The sequence below is a fragment of the Ensifer sp. LBL genome (assembly GCF_050435225.1).
GTDB lineage: Bacteria > Pseudomonadota > Alphaproteobacteria > Rhizobiales > Rhizobiaceae > Ensifer.
Window position 1 is genome coordinate 360356 of record NZ_JBNDJY010000005.1, and the last position, 17155, is coordinate 377510.

The following is a 17155-nucleotide window of genomic DNA, read 5'->3' on the forward strand; positions in this document are numbered from 1 at the left end:
TCGTCCTCAGTGTTTGACGGGCAGCGGCCCGAGCGTGGCGGTGGGGGGCGGGTCGAGCGCTGCTTCGTCTTCGCTGTCGCGAACCAGTTCCGCCGTCGTCACGTCGATGCGTCCGGTCGCGATGGCGAAAGCATCGGCAAGCAGGATGAGGAATGCGGGTACCCCAAAGGCGAGACCGGCCCCGTAGAAGAAGCCCATGGAAAGCCCAGTCGCAGGCGCACTGACATGCAGGTTGATGAGCGTCTGCGTCCAGCTGCCGCTAATCATCAGCCAGGTCACATAGAGCATCATCATATGACCAAGCAGCACCGCGACCTTTGCGGCGACCGGCGGCAGGCGTTTGATGAGCGTATCAACGCCGAGATGCCCGTGTTCGCGCAAGGCAACCACGGCGCCAAGAAACGTTAGCCAGACGAAGAAGATGCGTGATATTTCCTCAGAGGCCGTGATGCCTTGATTGAACGCATACCGCAAAACGACATTGCCGAAGACGAGGACGACCATGCCGGCAAGCAGCAAGGCAATCGCCACCTTCAGCGCGAAGAAATAGAAATCGATAATACGGATCATGCGCTCCTCCCAAAGCGGAGTGCCGTCTTGGCGCCCGCGCAGCACATTAGCGCCACGTGGCGGCGTCAGGCACCGGTGCGAACACATCCTCCTCAAGCGGTCTTCGCCATTTCAAAATGTACGAACTAGTACGTATGTCAAGTAGACTCTCTTGAAAGACCCCCGTAACCTCAATATGAATTTCGAGGAGGCGATGCAGAGAGCCTTCGGGCTTGCCCGTTTCGATCTGGTTTCATTGGAAAATTCGGCGCGTGCCGGGGAGTAACGAAAAAAGAATGGCGCGGCGGGTTGAGGCAAGTCGGAAGAACGATCCGGAGCGCACCAAGGAAGACATCCTTGTCGTTGCCACCGAGGAGTTCTCGACGCACGGCCTTGCGGGTGGACGCGTTGACGCGATCGCAGAACGGACGCGAACCTCCAAGCGAATGATCTACTACTATTTCGGGGGCAAGGAGGGGCTATACCTCTCCGTGCTCGAGCGAGCCTATCGCAAGATCCGCACGCTCGAGGAGGACCTCAAGCTCGCAAGCCTTGCCCCGGAAGAGGCGTTGCGTACGCTAATATCCAGCACATTCGACCACGATGAGGCCAATCCCGATTTCGTGCGATTGGTCAGCATCGAAAATATCCACCACGCAGCCCATATGCTGCGGTCGGAAGCGATACGCGATCTGAATGTCTCGGTCATCGAAACGATCGCGGGCATTCTGGAACGCGGTACCGCCGAGGGTGCTTTCAAGCGAAAGGCCGACCCGATCGATGTGCATATGCTGATCAGTGCCTTCTGCTTCTTCAGGGTTTCGAACCGATATACATTCGGAACCATCTTTCGCAGGGATCTCTCCGAATCGGCCACAATCGGCCGCCATCGCCGAATGATCGCCGACGCCGTGATCAGCTACCTCCAGACGGAGGAAGGGGCAGAGAACCCCATATCCTAGCGATATAGCGCATGGGATGGGAAACACTCAGGCAATGGGGAGGAAATGCGAACCGCATCGAACCGCTCACGGGCGGAGTTGCAAACGAAGTCTGGAGCGTTCGCATCGACGGGCAGATCGCGGTCGGCCGCCTTGGCTCGAGGCCTGATGCCGATCTCGCATGGGAAGCCAGTCTGCTCCAACACCTTGACCGTGAAGGCATGACTGTTCCCGTGCCGATTCCGACACCTGATGGGCGCCTGCTCGGGGGCGGCTTGATGGTTTGGATGAGGGATGCCAACCTTCGCGATCAGGGGGCCTTCTTCCCTCACCTGCCCGTCCGCGCCGTCGACCGGGCAATCTCGATGATGTGTCCCGTAACGCCGTCGGTCTTGTCTTGCTTCGTTGAAAAGTACGGTTCTGGCGCGAGAAGGTGGATTTTGCCCGCATGCGCGATTGCCGCCAGGGTAAGTGCTGTATAAGGTCCTGCGGCAAAACGCAGAACACTCAGTTGACGAGGATGACATGGCAACCGGTACCGTTAAGTTTTTCAACCAGGACAAGGGTTTTGGTTTCATCACGCCCGACAGCGGCGGACCTGACGTCTTCGTCCACGTGTCGGCGCTGGAAGGCGCAACCTCACTGCGCGACGGACAAAAGGTCAGCTACGAACTCGGCCAGGACCGCAAGACTGGAAAATCGAAGGCTGAAAACGTCAGGTCAGCCTGAACATCGCATCCCACACCGCGGGAATTCGCTTCATTGCATTCCCTCGCCTGCCCGGCCGCGCGAGCGACCGGGCAATCTCGGTGATGTCTCCCCCCAAGCCCGATCTTCAGATCGACGCACCGCACCGGCTTGAGCTCGACCTTGAGCTCGACGCTGCGGTTCGGCACATAAATGTTGACGGCCAAGTCATGCAGGCTTCGGCTGTACATTTAGATTTTGCGACGGCTAATCCACCCGGTCGCTTCAGCGGTTTTGTTTGTGCTGATGCGGCGAGAGTGAGCGGCGCATGACCTACCGTGGCTCAATGAGCGTGCGGCGCCACAAGTTCCAAACAGCGTCGGCTTGAAACGCTCGCCTTCCCTGCTTCAGATCACTTGCGCTGCGACAGGGTGGTTTGAGTTGTTGCCGCAACCTAGACGGCTCCACTCGGCGCGCACGGGTTGCGTCCGGCCCGTCATGCCGGTGACGCGAGCCTTGCCCCGCCTTCCCCGGCGGGGTTTTCTTTTGGACGATTTTGTGGGCGAACCAGCCTGGAACGTCTGCCGTTCCTCTCGCCAGTCAAACGCCATGACCTCAAAAAGCAAAAGCGCCCGCAGGAGATGCAGGCGCTTGGCAATTCTTCAGTCTATGTGGGTCGCCTTAGCGGGCGAAGGCCGTGCGTGCAACGCGGTCGATGTCGGCGCGTTCGATGCCGAGGTCGCGAAGTTCGCGGTTCGACATGCGGCCCAGTTCGGTGACCGTCTGACGGTACTTGCGCCAGTTGTTGATGGAGCGTGCGATGTTCATTTGATCCCCCTTTCAATGGGCTTTCGAAGCCTGGCTGCCAGTCCGTGGCGCCTCGTTTCACTTCGATGAACACCTTATAGCTCAGGCTTTCCGTAAGTTGCAGCGCTCAAAACTCAGCGCTCCCATGTGGGAAATGCATAGGCGCTCGACGAGCCAACAGCGACGGCCACAAACCATCGTGAGAACTGGGCGCTACATGTCCAGTGGCAAGGTAAAACTTGGCGCGAACGCGTAAGAGTGACAACCACCGAGCGGATCCGTTCCACTTTGAGTACGGTCGAGCCAATCAAGGCAACCTTTATCGCGGACTGGCGGAAGCCGGCATAGATTTGCAAGCATAAACGCGGCGCCGAGACATCCCTATCCTTTTTGACTGCGGTCGCTACCAACGAAGGGCTATCGAAACCACCCACAGTCCGCGCGATGTAGGTCTGATCCTTCGCCTTCACCTCAGCGGACAGCCTTGCAAAGATGACCCTAAACGAAGCAGATCCTCGCCGAAAATACGCTGTCCGGTATCCAGACGGACTGACATCAAAAGAAGCAATCACCCTGCTCGAGCAGGCATGCGCCGACGTCGCTCCGAACCTGACATTGAGCGAAATGAGTGACGGAGCCACGGTCGAGGGCGAGCCCTGGCACATCCTGTCGGTCTGCTTGGCTCTGCCGCTGTTCGAGTTGACCGAGATACTCTAGCCCCCTCGCCAGGTTTGCGCCTACCGCTCCAGCCGGGACAATTCTACCGGGGAGCGTTTCCCGATCCATTCCAATCGCCAATGCTGGAAGGCAGCTCTTCGAGCTGGCCAAGCGCGCCGAGCGGTTCGCAATATCTCAAAGAGATTCGTCGACGATGACGACGGGGCGCCCCAGAGAGCAGGCTTCTACCCGCGCCTCGACTCGATAAACCGAGCGCAGCATATCCGCGGTGATAACGTCGTGGGTGGGGCCGCTCGCCAGCACCGATCCACCACTGATGACGATCGTGTCCTCGCAATAGCGCAGCGCATGGTTCAGGTCGTGCAGCGCGATCAACACCGCCATGCCCGACTGCGCCGACAAACGCTTCATGAAGCCAAGGACCTCGATCTGGCGAAAGAGATCGAGCGCCGAGGTCGGTTCATCCATCAATAGCACTTCGGGTTTACGCACGAGCGCTTGAGCAATGGAGACGAGTTGACGCTGGCCGCCTGAAAGCTCACCAAGGCCGCGAAAGGCGAGATCGGCGATCCGGAGTTCGCCCAACACCCGGTCGATCTCGGCGAGTTCGGCGTCCTTCACCTTCCAGCCGGAACCTTGCTTGGACGATAGCAGCACCGACTCGTAGACCGTGAGCACGGCATTGGCGCCGGTATCCTGCGGCATGTAACAGATGCCATGCGGGCCCTTCGCCGCATCGGACAGATGAACAGTGCCGGGCCCGGACGTCAGGCCTGCGATTCGCTTGAACAGCGTCGATTTACCGGCGGCATTGGGACCGATCACCGCCGTCAGACCGCCACCACGAAGCACGCCCGTGTTGACGTCCGAGAGCACCGTGTGGCGGCCGTAGTTCGCGCCGACTTTTTCCAGCGTCAGGCTTACCATGCGCGCCTCCTGTTGGTGAAAATCAGCACGAAGAAGAAGGGCACGCCGACGAGCGCGGTGATGACTCCGATCGGGAGCACGGCGCCGGGAATGATCATCTTGCTGACGACCGAAGTGACCGAAAGCAGGAGTGCGCCACACAGCACAGAAGCTGGCAGGAAGAAGCGCTGATCCTCACCAACCAGCATTCGGGCGATGTGCGGTCCGACGAGACCGACAAAACCGATCGTTCCGACGAAGGAGACCGGGATCGCCGCAAGCAGGCTGACGGTCATCATTGCCTCGAGCCGCAGCCTGCGGACGTTGATGCCAAAGCTTGCTGCCTTGTCGTCACCAAGCCGAAGCGCGGTCAAAGCCCAGGCGTGCCGGGCGAAAAGCGGCAAGGCGAACAGCAACACGGCGCCGGTGATCCAGACCTTCGGCCAGGTTGCCTTGGTGAGACTGCCCATCGTCCAGAAGACGACGGCGGCCAGCGCCTGCTCGGAGGCGAGATACTCGAGCAAAGACAACGCGGCATTGAAGGTAAAGACGAGCGCAATGCCGAGCAGAACGATTGTTTCGACCGTAACGCCACGCATGGTGGAGGCGAAGTGGATGAAGAGTGCCGCCAGCATCGCCATCAGGAAGGCGTTGATCGGCACCATGTATTGGACGGCGACGGGAAAGACCGCCACGCCGGCAACGAGACCGAGGGCCGCACCGAAGCCGGCAGCGGCTGAAATGCCGAGCGTGAACGGGCTTGCAAGCGGATTGGCAAGGATCGTCTGCATTTGCGCGCCGGCGACCGACAGGGATGCCCCCACCGTCACGGCCATCAGGGCGATCGGCATGCGAATGTCCCAGATCACCACCCGGAGCTGGTCGCTTACCGTTTCAGGGCGAAAGAGCGCGGTCAGCACGTCGGCGAGCGGATAGTTCGCAGGCCCAAGCGCCATGTCGACAGCAACCGACGCAAAGAGCGCGCCAACGAGGCAGGAGATCAACACCAGGCGGCGCAAAACGAGGGAGCGGTAGCGCGCTCGGCTTTCGACCCCGGATATTTGTTCGGTCACGGCAACCATCAATCACCACTCTTGGGAAGCGAGGCGAAGTAGCCAGGGCGGTAGGTCACCGGCAGGAACTTCTCATGGAACTCGCGGAAAGTCCGGTCCGGGTCGATGTCGGCAAAGAGCTCCGGATGGAACCACTTGGCAAACTGCTGGATCGGAATGAACTCGTAAGGGGCACCGTAGAACTGGTGCCAGACAGCGTGCACATTGCCCTCCTTCACCGCCTTAAGGCCAGGAAAGCCCGGGCGCTGCATCAGGCCGCGCAGGCGATCTTCTGCCGCCGCCTTATCGGCGCCGCGCCCGACGCTGACAAACTGGTTGAGATCGGATTCGGCCGACCAGTTGCTGCCGGTGATGATGACGTGATCGGGATCGCTGACGATCAACTGCTCGGGATTGAGGTCGCCGAAGGTGCCCTTGATGACGTCAGAACCGATATTGTGGCCGCCAGCCTCTTCCACCATCTTGCCGAAATTGGCCGGGCCGAAGGTCCGGCAGCAGACGACGTCGCCGGTAATGCCGGGAGAGCGCTCGATGAAGACTTTCGGGCGCGCAATTTCTCCAGCCTTCCTGAGGCGATCCGTCACCAGTGCAATTTGGGCATTGCGATAGTCGATGAATTCGCGGGCCCTCGCTTCGGCACCGAAGAGCTGGCCCAGGATTTCGACCGACTTCTCGCTGTTGGCGGCCGGATCGACGCGGAAATCGAGATAGACGACGGCGATGCCGGCGGCAGCAGCCTTTTCGATGAAGCCCGACTCCTCGACGGCCTGCTGCGCTTCGAGATTGAGCGTCAGCACGTCCGGCTTGAGCGCAATGGCTGCCTCAAGGCTGAAATCGCCTGAAGGAATGTAGCCGAAACGCGGCAGCTTCTCGATTTCGGGGAAGCGCTCCACATAAGCGGCATAGGAATCCGGATCCTTTTTCAGGAGATCATCGCGCCAGCCGACAATCGTGTCGAAGACATGCTCGCCTTTCAACGCGGCCGCCACATGGATCTGCCGCGCTTCGCCCAAAAGCACGCGCTTGGCAGGCAGCGCGATTTCGACCCGGCGGCCGGTAACGTCGACAATTTCAGCCGCACTTGCGGGCAGAACCGCCAAAACGAAGGCTGCGATCATCGACGACGCGATTTTCCTGAAGATGGACATTCTCACTCCTTGCGAACGCGACGCCGGAGACCTCCCCTCTCCGGTTGTCGATGCGCTTATTTGGCTGCCGTCAGCGAAACGAAGTAGCCGCTCTTATAGGGAAGCGGCAGGAAGCGCTCATGCAACTCCTTGAACGTCGCTTCCGGATCGAGATCGGCGAAGAGATCCGGATGCAGCCACTTGGCGATCTGCTGGATGGCGACGAACTGGTAAGGGTTGTTGTAGAACTGGTGCCAGATCGCATGGACCTGACCGTCCTTGACCGCCGCAACACCGGTGAAGGCCGGGCGCTTGGTCAGGTTCTCGAGCTTGCGGGCCGCTTCCTTCTCGTCTGCACCATAGCCGACACCGACCCAGGCGCCGCCCGGCGCGTATCCCTGCCAGTTGCCGCCGGTGATGATGATCTGGTCGGGATTGGCAGCGATGATCTGCTCCGGATTGACCACGCCGAAAGTGCCGGGAATGATGTCTTTCGCCATGTTCACACCGCCGGCGAACTCGACCATCTTGCCGAAATTCTCGTTACCGAAAGACATGCAGCAATCGTCGGAGTAACCACCGGCGCGTTCGACAAAAACGAGCGGCTTCTTCGGATTGGCCTTCGCCAAAACGTCGGTCACCTTGGCGATGCTCTCGGCGCGAAACTTGATGAACTCTTCGGCCTTCTCTTCCTTTCCCAAAAGCTTGCCCATCACGCGCATGCTCGGCTCGGTGTTTTCCATCGGCTTTTCGCGGAAATCGACGTAGACGAGCGGGATACCGACTTTGGCGAGCTTCTCGATGTAGCCGGCCTCTTCCGTAGCCGTCTTGGCATCGACGTTCATCAGAACGACATCTGGTTTCAGGGCCACCGCCTGCTCGATATCGAAGGTCCCATCCTTCATGCCGCCGAAGGTCGGCAGCTTGGCAATGTCAGGGTACTTTGCGAGATAGGCGGCGTAGCTTTCAGGGTCCGCCTTCGCCAGATCGTCGCGCCATCCGACGACACGCTTGAATGGCTCGTCGCGGTCAAGCGCGCCGAGGAAATAGATCTGGCGTCCTTCGCCGAGGATCACGTGCTCGACCGGGACGTTGACCTCGACGTCACGTCCGGTGACATCTTTCAGCGTGACGACATCAGCGAAGGCTGCCGTAGAAAAAAGCACGCAAAAACCCGTGGCGGCCGCAGCCACCCTGTTGAAAAACCGCATTGTTTTCTGCTCCGCTGGAAAATCGACGCGATCTAATGTTTCATGACTTTATTAGTCAACATTTATCTTTTAGAACGCCTCCAAACAGGGACGCAGTGTCGGCATGAGCGATGTGACGGAGCGGCAGAATTACAACCTGCGCGATGAAATCAAGGCCTATTGGTCGGAACGCGCGGCAACCTTCGATCTGTCGCCGGGCCACGAAATCTTCTCGGAGGAAGAACGGGTGGCGTGGCATCAGCTGTTTCTCCGTCATCTCGGACCGGGCGCAGGGCGCGCCGCGCTGGATCTCGCCAGCGGCACGGGCGTCATCTCGCATCTTCTCGATGAACTCGACTTCAAGGTGCAGGGCCTCGACTGGGCCGAGCCGATGCTTCAACGCGCCCGGGAAAAGGCGCGCAAACGCGGGCGAGCGATCCGTTTTGCCCTCGGCGACGCAGAAAACACCATGGAGCCCGACAACCACTACGATGTGATCGTCAACCGGCATCTGGTCTGGACGCTTGTCGATCCAGCCGCAGCCTTTGCCGAATGGCTGCGGGTCCTGAAGCCCGGCGGCAGGTTGCTGATCGTCGATGGTGACTTCGTCAATACCACCGCGCTCGAGCGGCTGTTTTCCAAGCTCAGCACCTGGGGGCAGCGCCTCGGGCTTTTCAAGACGGAGACGCCGACCGGTTCAGCGCAAATGATGGCGACCCACCGCAGCATCCTCTCGCGCGTGCATTTCTCCGAGGGCGCCCGGGCCGAAGCCGTCGTCGAACTGTTGCGCGGAGCCGGCTTCGTCGACATCATGATCGACAGGGACCTTCACGAGATTCATCGCACCCAGGCCGCAAACTGGAATCTCTTCAAGGGCTTGGCGAGACGATCGCAGCATCGCTACGCCATTCGCGCGACGAAAGAGTGACAATGCCACAGCCGAAAAGAGCGGCGCTGACGAGCATCGCGATCTGTTCCTTGGGCAATTACGTGCGCTGTCGACGATCAGCGGCAAGCGCCTGAAGGCGGCACTTGTTGCCGGAGCTGAACGATGAGCCTGATGGGCCCATCCGACGCAGCCGTCTTCAGAACTTAGGACCGCCCCGAGCTTGGTGGGTGCGCCTGCCCTGGCGGTTGCTCGAACTTTTCCCAGCTTGCGTCCATGGCGTATGTCGCGGAAAGCAGTGGTAGGCCGACATGACCGAATCGGATCGAAAGTTGCTGTTCCGCCTCCTCCTCGTCTACGTTCGCGACCTTGTTCAGATAGATCACCGAGGCTAGGCCAGTTCGATCAGAGCCGGAGCGACAATGAATCAACAGTGGCTTGGGAGCGTCCCGGAGGATGGCCGCCAGCTTTTGCATCTCCTCGACACTCAATTCCTTGCCGGCGTTCATGCCGAAATCGATGTGGACCAGTCCTAGCGAGCCAGCGGCAGCGATTTCCTCCTTGTACCAGGTTGAGCCTTTGGCGGCACCGCGCAGGTTGAGGACCGCCTTGATGCCATAGCGCTTGCTATAGTCGGTAAGTTCCGCGGCCGAAGGTTGATTGGATCGGTAGATTTCGCCCGGCACGACAATGGCGAAGTTTCCCGCCAGCTGAATGCCCAAGAGGTACGCTCCCAGCCCGAGGGCGGCCGCGGCGACGGAGTAACCCGCCCATTTCCATTGTTTCTTCATGTCGAGCTTTCGCGCTGTCAGGACTACGCGAATGGCATCATTAGCTGACAGCAAGCTGAACGCCGGCGACGATGGTGACTACGCATCGCATCGCAACTCAGGAAGGCTCCGGTTTGGTGGCGTGAAACAGGTCTGCGGGCACCATCTGATCACGACTTAAAAAGGTGCCATTGCCTGTGAGCGAACAGCGCAAATTGCATTGGTAAGTGTCGAAAGATCAAACGGCTTGACGAGGTAATCGGTGGCGCCGGAACTGACGGCGTTCATCCGGTCAGATATCTGATCATTCGCTGTTATGACGATCACCGGCGTTGCGTCATTGGCCGCTCGCAGGCTTCGCAGCAACGACAAGCCATTTCCATCAGGGAGGTTGAGGTCGAGGAGCACCAGATCGAAACGCCCCGCCTGGACTGCGATATTCGCCTCACCAAGGGTAAGGTACCAGTCTGCGGCGTGCCCCATAGCGGCGAGATGGTCGCGAAGCGCATCTCCCAACATCTCGTTGTCCTCAACGAGAAGGCATCTCATCGGTGCCTCCCGCTCTAATCGGGCCGCCGGCCGAGCACCCCATCGTGGCCGGGCAACAGACTGTAATCGCCAGTTCCTTCGATTTCATCGAGATCGAACTCCATCGAGTGCATCAAGGGGCGGGGCGGCAGTGGCGCAACCGCGCGCGGATCATCGCTGACGGTAGCTGCTGCGCTATTTGACGCGCTCGACCGACGACGCGACGTTTTCTCCATGCCTCTTCGTGTAAGTGACCCTGACTTTCGTGCCGGGCTTGAAGTTCTCGGCTTCGGTGCCCTCGCTTAGCCTGAGCACCATACCGTCTCTCAGCCGGATCGCGTCTCGTGACTTATCAATGCTCTGCACTACCCCAGAGACATTGGCTGCCATTGCCGATGAAGCAATGATGGTGGCTGCGGTGACGCATGCTGTCATGAGGAGCTTTTTCATGTTCTTCGCCTTGGTCCTTCCGAACTGCGACTGCTTTCACACGCACTTTCGATTTCAACGGTGTCACGAACGTGTTCGCCAGCATACCGATTGGACAGCTTTGCGGTGTCTCGGTTCTCGTTTTCCTGGTATTAGCAGCGGCTTCTCCGCCCCCATTTCAAGGCGGCATTTCAAAGTGTTGATTGCCGCGCATCGCCTCTTTCGGACGGCGGCGGGCATGTATTTGAGCCGCAAGCCGAACCTTACAAAGCCGTAAGGGTTGCGAAAGGTCACCGTACGGCCGGCGTTCTACTTTTGCTTGGAAAGCAACCTCCCTTGTGATTGTCCAAAGGAGAAGCGCCGTGGGCATGCAACCGAGTGCCTCGAGCAAGAGCATTCAGCGGGATTTTCGCAGGTCTGCTCCTGTGGGGCGATCAGCTTGTCACAGATCCCACAACGGGCGTTTGCCGCCGAAGCGGCTGTGAGATTGAAGGCTGCAGTGATAAGCGTCGCTTTCGAGCGTATGTTGTCGCCGGTCAGGCCGGCCCGCCGGAAGGGATGTTCGGAACCGCGTTCAGCCGAACGGGCAAGCGCGCATGCGCAATTTTCGAGGCAGTTTCTAAGATTCGAGGCAGTTTCTAAGAACGGTGCGCGCAAAGCCGTCGTTGCGAGCGATCCCGTGTGGGTGACAGCCGGCAGCCCTACTCTGCGGTCGGCGCTGCTTATGAGGCGCTCGTCGAGCGCTGTGCCGATTAGATACGACGCCCGGCGGTGTCTGGCCGCGCGCCGACAGCGAGAGGAGAAACCCCGCCCTTCCTCACCAGCGCGGACGCGATTGGATCCTCCTCGTTCGACGCGACACCGTGCCCGATCTTCAGGTCAACGCCAAGCGCGGGTCTGAGCTCGGAGTTGGGATTCGGCAGATCCGAGGCAGCGAGTGAACGAGCCGAACATTTAGCCGATGCGACACGCCAGTTACGCCACGATGAAATCGTAGCGACCAAATTTTCCGTCGCTCGTCGCGCTGATATCGAGTACCAAGGCTGCGTTGAATATGCGGTCACGTTCGTTGCCTGGTTCATTGGCAAAATAAAGTTGCGTCGTCAGCACGTCCCCACCGGGCCGCTGGACTTTCACATGGTAGTGCCGGGTGCGACCGGGATAGAGCCCTGGCACGATCGTCTCGAACCACCATTTGCCATCCGCATCTGTGAATTGATGTCCGCGGAGTTTGTATCCGCTGTTGTCGTAGGTGCCGTTCTCATCCGCGTGCCATAGCTCGATCAACGCTCTCGCTACCGGCTGGCAGTTCTTGGTGAGTACAAGACCAGCAAGCGTCAGCCTTTCTCCGCCCGGTGCATCCTTCGCAAAGTCCTGTTTTTCAGGGCTCTGCGGCGTAAAATACGGGCCTTCGGTCTGGTCTGGCGTCAGCTCATGGTCATCACCGCAACTAGCCGTAAGCGGCAACTCCACCGGAATGCCAGCTGCCTGGCTCAGGCCCGGCAGCACAATCGGCGTAGCGACGAAGCTGATAAGGAAATTGCGCCGGGTCGGCATGGTTCTGTTCTCCAAACACGGAAGCCAGGATCGTTGCCGCCCCATTGGGCAGAAGTGGGGCCGACATTAGCGGAATCTCGATCACAACGTGACCGGCAATACCGCTGTTGGGAGCTGACGATATCGAACAGCGGCGCTGATCACCCGCATGCAACGAAGATGGAGCAGGCGGTTGGCCTAACTGTCCGCACGGTCAATCGTCGAGCTGACCAAGCTTCGTGACGGCCCAACGAATTGTCCAACAACGGCGCCCATGCCCGTCGCGACCTGCAGGTCTTCCCTTCGTCGCAAAACCCGGCTATATTGAATGAACGTTCAGCAAAAATGGAGACTGTGGTGAACGAACTGGCCCGCGACATTTCCGTTCCAAACGACTGGGATCGCCGCGGGCTGCCCGGATGGTGCTATCATAGCGATGCCCTGCTCGAACTGGAGAAGGAACACGTTTTCCGCCAGCATTGGCAGATCGCCTGTCATGTGTCCGACGTTCCCGAGCCGGGTAACTACATCACCATGGATGTCGTCGGTGAGCGGGCGCTGATCCTACGCGGCCTGGATGGCGCGATCCGCGGCTTCCACAACATCTGCCGGCACCGCGGCTCGCGGGTCGTCGCCGACGACAAGGGCACCTGCCGCAATGCGCTCGTCTGTCCGTTTCACGGCTGGGTCTACAATCTCGACGGAACGCTGCGAGGGGCTGCGCGCCCCCGCTCCTTCCCGCCGCTCGACAAGCAGGCCTTCGGGCTGATCCCGCTCGAACTCGAGGTCTGGATGGGCTTCGTCTTCATCCGCTTTCGTCCCGGGCCGCAGCCGTCCGTCGCCGAGCTGATGCGACCCTTTGCCGAAGAACTCGGGCAGTACGGCACCGAGGCGATGGTGCCGACCCACGGCATCTGGACGCAGGACAGTCCGGTCAACTGGAAGTCCGTGCGCGACGTCGACAACGAAGGCTATCACGTCGCCATGGCCCATCCGGCGCTGCAGGACCTCTACGGCTCGACCTATTATGACGAACCCTTCGTCAACGGCCTTTGCCGTTCCTTTGCCACCTACAATCCGCATGCCGGCCGGCGCTGGAGCGTCAGGCAGTATGTGAAGGTCGCGCCGGAGGCGACCCATCTGCCCGAGCGGCTGCGCAAGGCCTGGATCTATTTCGGCCTGTTTCCGAATGCCGTCATCGCCGTGACGCCGGAGAGCGTGCAGTTCTACCAGGAATTTCCGCTTTCGACCGGCAAGACGCTCTTGCGCGGCGCCATCTATCGCTACCCGAACGAGACGCGTCAACAGCGGCTCGCCCGCTACCTCGCCTTCCGTATCGACCGCGACACCCAGTCCGAGGACGTGCAGCTGACGGTCTGGTCAAACGAATCGATGACGTCGAAAGCCTTCGGCGGTTTCTATCTCTCCGACCTCGAATATGGCGTGCGCACCCACCACGACCACCTGCGCGCCGTGCTGCCGGTCATGACGCTCGAACAGGCGCCGCGCGAGGACGAGATCGCCGCCGTCAACGCGACGATGGCGACGCGTTAGCCGAACAAAAAAGAAGGGCCGGAGATCATCCGGCCCCTGAAATCGGCCCTGCCGGGGAATGCTGGCAGGGCCGAGGCATTTCAAGCCGTCTTCAGCCCTTCCAGAGCCCCTCGCGCACAAGCTCGTCCATGGTCCGGCGAATGCTGACGTCGAGGATATCGGCCATGTCGTCGATCTGGCCGGTGGTGATCGTCAGCGGCGGCGACATCACGCACATGTTGATCAGCGGCCGGACGAGCAGCCCGAGTTCCTGGCAGTGCCGGTCGATGCGTTTTCCCACTTCCAGATCGAGCGTCAGCGGATTGTTGCTCACCCGGTCGGCCACGCATTCGACGCAGGCCATCAGCCCCACCCCGCGCACCTCGCCGACAAGTGGCAGCCCTTCAAGCCGTTTCAGCGCGCCCTGGAAATGACCGGTGATGGCGCGCGCATGATCGAGCAGCCCGCCTTCCAGAATGTCGAGATTTTTGAGCGCCACCGCGCAGCCGATCGGGTGGCTGGAATAGGTGAGCCCGTGGGCAAACATCGCGTCGGAATGGTTCGACTGGCGCAACGTTTCGAGAAGCCGCGACGAGATCATCACGCCCCCGAGCGGGAAATAGCCTGACGTCACCCCCTTGGCGAAGGTGATCATGTCCGGTTCGATCGAAAACACGGCTTTTGAGGCGAAGACCTCGCCGAGCCGACCAAAGGCCGTCACGACCTCGTCGGCAATGAAGAGGATATCGTTCTCCGTGCAGAGCGCCCGCATGCGCTGGAGATAGCCGGCCGGTGGCACGATCACGCCGCCCGACGCCATGACCGGCTCGGCGATGAAGGCGCCGATTTTTTCCGCCCCGCGCGCCTCAATCACCGCGCGGAACTCTTCCACGAGGAAATCGCAGAACTCCGCCTCGGACTGGCCCGCCGGGCGACGGAAGGGGTTGGGACAGGTGAGCTTGATCACCTGATCCGAAGCGCTGTCCATCCAGTCGTGATCACGCGGGCGGCCGTTCAGCGAGGCCGAAAGATAGGTCGAGCCGTGATAGCCGCCCTGACGCGAGACGATCAGCTTCTTGTCCGGGCGGCCGCGCACATTGTTCATGAACTGCATAAAACGTAGCGCGGTCTCGACCGCCGAGGAGCCGCCGGTCGTATAGAACACGTGACCGAGATCGCCGGGCGCGTGGCCGGCGAGCCTTTCGGCAAGCGCGACCGAGGGCGTGCTCGTCGTGTACCAGGGCGAATTGTAGGAGAGCGCCAGCGCCTGGTCGTGCAGCACCTCGGCGAGTTCCGTCCGGCGGTGGCCGACATTGACGCACCACATGCCGGCCGGGCCGTCGATCAGCCGGCGCCCTTCGCCGTCCGTCACATAGATCCCCTCGCCGCTCTCGATCGCGCCGCGATGCTCGGCGCCGATGCTGCCGGCCACCGGCCAGGGCTGGACCAGATGCCGCGCGGCGCGTTCAGAGATTTCGTCGGCCCCTTCATTGTGCATATCTGCCAGATCGCGCTTCGCAGCCATCACGAAATCTCCCCTATTATCTGACGACAAAAGCCAATCAATCACATGATATTAATCGATAAATTCTCATTTTATTGAATGGCTGTTCAATCAATATTACAGAAATTCCGCTTGCGTTCAATCCCGATTTGCGTTTTGCTAATCAAGGGAACACGAGAAGGCGGATACCGCCACGGGATGGATTGAATGACGCGATCGCTGCATTTCCAGTGTCCAGGCTCGATGCATTGTGCGAGGGCACGCTGATGGCGGTATTGCCGGGCATCGAAGTGGAACACCGGCCCTCAGCCCCGCCGAAAAGCCGAATGCGCTGGATCGCCAGCGAAGAGGCCAGCGGCCTCGCCCTCATCTCGCCGACACTGCTTTACGCGCTTGCCCTGCTCTTCCTGCCCGTCCTGATTGTCATCGCCTACAGTTTCTGGACCCAGGAATACCTGACGATCGACCGCACCTTTACCCTTGAAAACTACCGCACCGCGCTCGGCGAGCCGATCTACCAGGACCTGCTCGTCCGCTCGCTGGTCATTTCGCTGGTCGTGAGCGTGGTGACCGTCACCGTTTCCTACCCGATCGCCTGGTTCATCTCCTTCCATGGCGGGGTGCACAAGAACCTCTGGCTGTTCCTGATCACCGTTCCTTGCTGGACGAGCTATCTGCTGCGCGTGATGTCCTGGAAGGTCATCCTCGGCTACGGCGGCGTCATGAACACCGGCCTTCTGTCCATCGGCCTCATCGACAAGCCGCTGACGACGCTGCTTTACAATTCCAATGCGGTGGTCATCACGCTCGTCCACAGCTGGGCCGCCTTCGCGATCCTGCCGATCTACGTGTCGCTCGAAAAGGTCGATCGCTCGCTTATCGAAGCGGCGCACGATCTCGGCGACAACAAGCTGATGAGCTTCCTGCGCGTCACCCTGCCGCTCTCGCTTCCGGGCGTCATTTCCGCCTTTCTCATCGTCATGATCCCGACGGTCGGCGACTACGTCACGCCAAAACTCGTCGGCGGCAAGGACGGGGTGATGATTGCGACCGCGATCCAGGCGCAATTCGGCAAGGGTGCCAATTGGCCGCTCGGCGCCGCCCTTTCGGTGACCACCATGGTCGTCGTCTCGGCGATGGCGGGCCTCGTCGTCCTCCTGCTCAAGCTCTTGATGAGGGTAACCAAATGAGCGGTCGTCACGGCATTCCGAAGTCTCGCTGGTTGCCGGCCTATGTTGGCCTCTACCTGCTCTTTCTCTATTTCCCGATCCTGCTTCTGCCGATCTTCTCGTTCAACAACGCCTCGACCACGACCTTCCCGCTCGCAGGCTTCACCACCAAATGGTACGCCTCGCTCTGGGGCAATTCGGCCATGCTGGAAGCGGCCCGCAACAGCCTGATCGTCGGCATTTCAGTTGCGATTCTCAGCACTCTCCTCGGCATCTGCGCGGCGCGCGCGCTGACCCGCTATCGCTTCCGCGGCAAAAAGCCGGCGACCGGCCTCATCATGGCGCCCCTGTTTCTGCCTGAGATCATCGTGGCGGTATCGCTGCTGATGGTGCTGTTGCAGCTCGGGCTTGAACTGTCGCTCATAACCGTCATCCTCGGCCAGGTGATCTTCTGCCTGCCCTATGCGATGTCGGTCCTGATTTCCGGCTTCGACGGCTTCGACCGGTCGCTGGAGGAAGCCTCGCTCGATCTCGGCGAAACGGCGATCGGCACCTTCGGGCGCGTAACGCTTCCCGTGGTTGCGCCGGCGATCGTCTCAAGCCTGCTCGTCTCCTTCACCGTGTCGCTCGACGAGTTCATCCTTGCCTTCTTCCTCTCGGGAACCGAGCCGACGCTGCCGGTCTATATCTGGGGCCAGCTGCGCTTCGCCGCCAAGCTTCCCGGCGTGCTGGCGCTTGGCAGCCTGATGCTCCTGCTCTCGATCTTGCTTCTCACCGTTTCTGAAATCATACGCCGCCGCGCCGAACACCGGCTCAGGGCACAGGGAGCGCAGCATGCCTGA

General features: G+C 60.4%; 18 protein-coding genes and 1 pseudogene. 8 read left to right on the forward strand and 11 right to left on the reverse strand.

From position 1 onward, the window contains the following. Positions 1-6 precede the first annotated feature (6 nt). Positions 7-570 (reverse strand): TRAP transporter small permease, encoded by a 564-nt coding sequence (locus OKW20_RS21695; protein ID WP_429175169.1) that lies wholly within the window; start codon positions 568-570, stop codon positions 7-9. Positions 571-845: 275 nt separating this feature from the next. Here OKW20_RS21695 and OKW20_RS21700 point away from each other — a divergent pair, with 275 nt between their 5' ends. The 3 genes and pseudogenes from OKW20_RS21700 (at position 846) to OKW20_RS21710 (ending at position 2219) form a co-directional block, all read left to right on the forward strand. Beyond that, on the forward strand, positions 846-1511 hold the full coding sequence (locus tag OKW20_RS21700; protein ID WP_043621554.1) for a TetR/AcrR family transcriptional regulator: 666 nt from the start codon (positions 846-848) through the stop codon (positions 1509-1511). Positions 1512-1522: 11 nt separating this feature from the next. Continuing rightward, positions 1523-1774, forward strand: a pseudogene (locus OKW20_RS21705) (aminoglycoside phosphotransferase); the annotation flags it as partial. A 241-nt stretch (positions 1775-2015) separates the two neighbouring features. Continuing rightward, positions 2016-2219: a cold-shock protein gene (locus OKW20_RS21710; protein WP_043621551.1), complete on the forward strand. Its 204-nt coding sequence runs from the start codon at positions 2016-2018 to the stop codon at positions 2217-2219. 639 nt (positions 2220-2858) lie between these two features. Here OKW20_RS21710 and OKW20_RS21715 read toward each other — a convergent pair. Further along, complete coding sequence (locus OKW20_RS21715; protein ID WP_064817045.1) at positions 2859-3005, reverse strand: DUF1127 domain-containing protein; 147 nt, start codon at positions 3003-3005, stop codon at positions 2859-2861. A gap of 471 nt (positions 3006-3476) precedes the next feature. Here OKW20_RS21715 and OKW20_RS21720 point away from each other — a divergent pair, with 471 nt between their 5' ends. Continuing rightward, a complete protein-coding gene (locus OKW20_RS21720) occupies positions 3477-3701 on the forward strand; it encodes a hypothetical protein (protein ID WP_429175173.1) in 225 nt (74 codons plus the stop codon). Between the two features lie 135 nt (positions 3702-3836). Here the strand turns inward: OKW20_RS21720 and OKW20_RS21725 are convergent, their stop codons facing one another. The 4 genes from OKW20_RS21725 to OKW20_RS21740 are packed head-to-tail and all read right to left on the reverse strand — an operon-like array spanning position 3837 to position 7979. Next, entirely contained in the window at positions 3837-4589 is a 753-nt protein-coding gene (locus OKW20_RS21725; protein WP_429175175.1) for an ABC transporter ATP-binding protein, read from the reverse strand. After that, positions 4583-5650 carry a FecCD family ABC transporter permease gene (locus tag OKW20_RS21730; RefSeq protein WP_043625235.1) on the reverse strand — a complete coding sequence of 356 codons (1068 nt, stop codon included), beginning with the start codon at positions 5648-5650 and terminating at the stop codon, positions 4583-4585. Before OKW20_RS21730 ends, OKW20_RS21725 begins: the two co-directional genes overlap by 7 nt. Then, complete coding sequence (locus OKW20_RS21735; protein ID WP_156134284.1) at positions 5650-6789, reverse strand: ABC transporter substrate-binding protein; 1140 nt, start codon at positions 6787-6789, stop codon at positions 5650-5652. The genes OKW20_RS21730 and OKW20_RS21735 overlap by 1 nt, the downstream gene beginning before the upstream one ends. A gap of 56 nt (positions 6790-6845) precedes the next feature. Further along, positions 6846-7979: an ABC transporter substrate-binding protein gene (locus OKW20_RS21740; protein ID WP_429175179.1), complete on the reverse strand. Its 1134-nt coding sequence runs from the start codon at positions 7977-7979 to the stop codon at positions 6846-6848. A gap of 103 nt (positions 7980-8082) precedes the next feature. Here OKW20_RS21740 and OKW20_RS21745 point away from each other — a divergent pair, with 103 nt between their 5' ends. Beyond that, the gene (locus OKW20_RS21745; RefSeq protein ID WP_429175182.1) at positions 8083-8886 is read left to right on the forward strand and encodes a class I SAM-dependent methyltransferase; all 804 of its coding nucleotides are present in this window, start codon (positions 8083-8085) and stop codon (positions 8884-8886) included. 164 nt (positions 8887-9050) lie between these two features. Here OKW20_RS21745 and OKW20_RS21750 read toward each other — a convergent pair whose 3' ends face one another. From OKW20_RS21750 to OKW20_RS21765, 4 genes are all read right to left on the reverse strand, one after another. Next, complete coding sequence (locus OKW20_RS21750; protein ID WP_429175185.1) at positions 9051-9635, reverse strand: dual specificity protein phosphatase family protein; 585 nt, start codon at positions 9633-9635, stop codon at positions 9051-9053. A 156-nt stretch (positions 9636-9791) separates the two neighbouring features. Then, a complete protein-coding gene (locus OKW20_RS21755; RefSeq protein WP_429175188.1) occupies positions 9792-10163 on the reverse strand; it encodes a response regulator in 372 nt (123 codons plus the stop codon). Between the two features lie 174 nt (positions 10164-10337). After that, positions 10338-10592 carry a DUF1344 domain-containing protein gene (locus tag OKW20_RS21760; RefSeq protein ID WP_043625246.1) on the reverse strand — a complete coding sequence of 85 codons (255 nt, stop codon included), beginning with the start codon at positions 10590-10592 and terminating at the stop codon, positions 10338-10340. Positions 10593-11546: 954 nt separating this feature from the next. Then, a complete protein-coding gene (locus tag OKW20_RS21765; RefSeq protein ID WP_429175190.1) occupies positions 11547-12128 on the reverse strand; it encodes an intradiol ring-cleavage dioxygenase in 582 nt (193 codons plus the stop codon). Between the two features lie 336 nt (positions 12129-12464). Here OKW20_RS21765 and OKW20_RS21770 point away from each other — a divergent pair, with 336 nt between their 5' ends. Then, positions 12465-13661 (forward strand): aromatic ring-hydroxylating oxygenase subunit alpha, encoded by a 1197-nt coding sequence (locus OKW20_RS21770; RefSeq protein ID WP_429175194.1) that lies wholly within the window; start codon positions 12465-12467, stop codon positions 13659-13661. Between the two features lie 91 nt (positions 13662-13752). On the opposite strand, the gene OKW20_RS21775 is transcribed toward OKW20_RS21770, so the two are convergent. After that, complete coding sequence (locus OKW20_RS21775; RefSeq protein ID WP_429175196.1) at positions 13753-15165, reverse strand: aminotransferase; 1413 nt, start codon at positions 15163-15165, stop codon at positions 13753-13755. Positions 15166-15470: 305 nt separating this feature from the next. Between OKW20_RS21775 and OKW20_RS21780 the strand changes: the two genes are divergently transcribed. Both OKW20_RS21780 and OKW20_RS21785 read left to right on the forward strand, forming a co-directional pair. Next, complete coding sequence (locus OKW20_RS21780) at positions 15471-16334, forward strand: ABC transporter permease (RefSeq protein ID WP_156134287.1); 864 nt, start codon at positions 15471-15473, stop codon at positions 16332-16334. After that, a complete protein-coding gene (locus tag OKW20_RS21785) occupies positions 16331-17155 on the forward strand; it encodes an ABC transporter permease (protein ID WP_043625255.1) in 825 nt (274 codons plus the stop codon). Before OKW20_RS21780 ends, OKW20_RS21785 begins: the two co-directional genes overlap by 4 nt.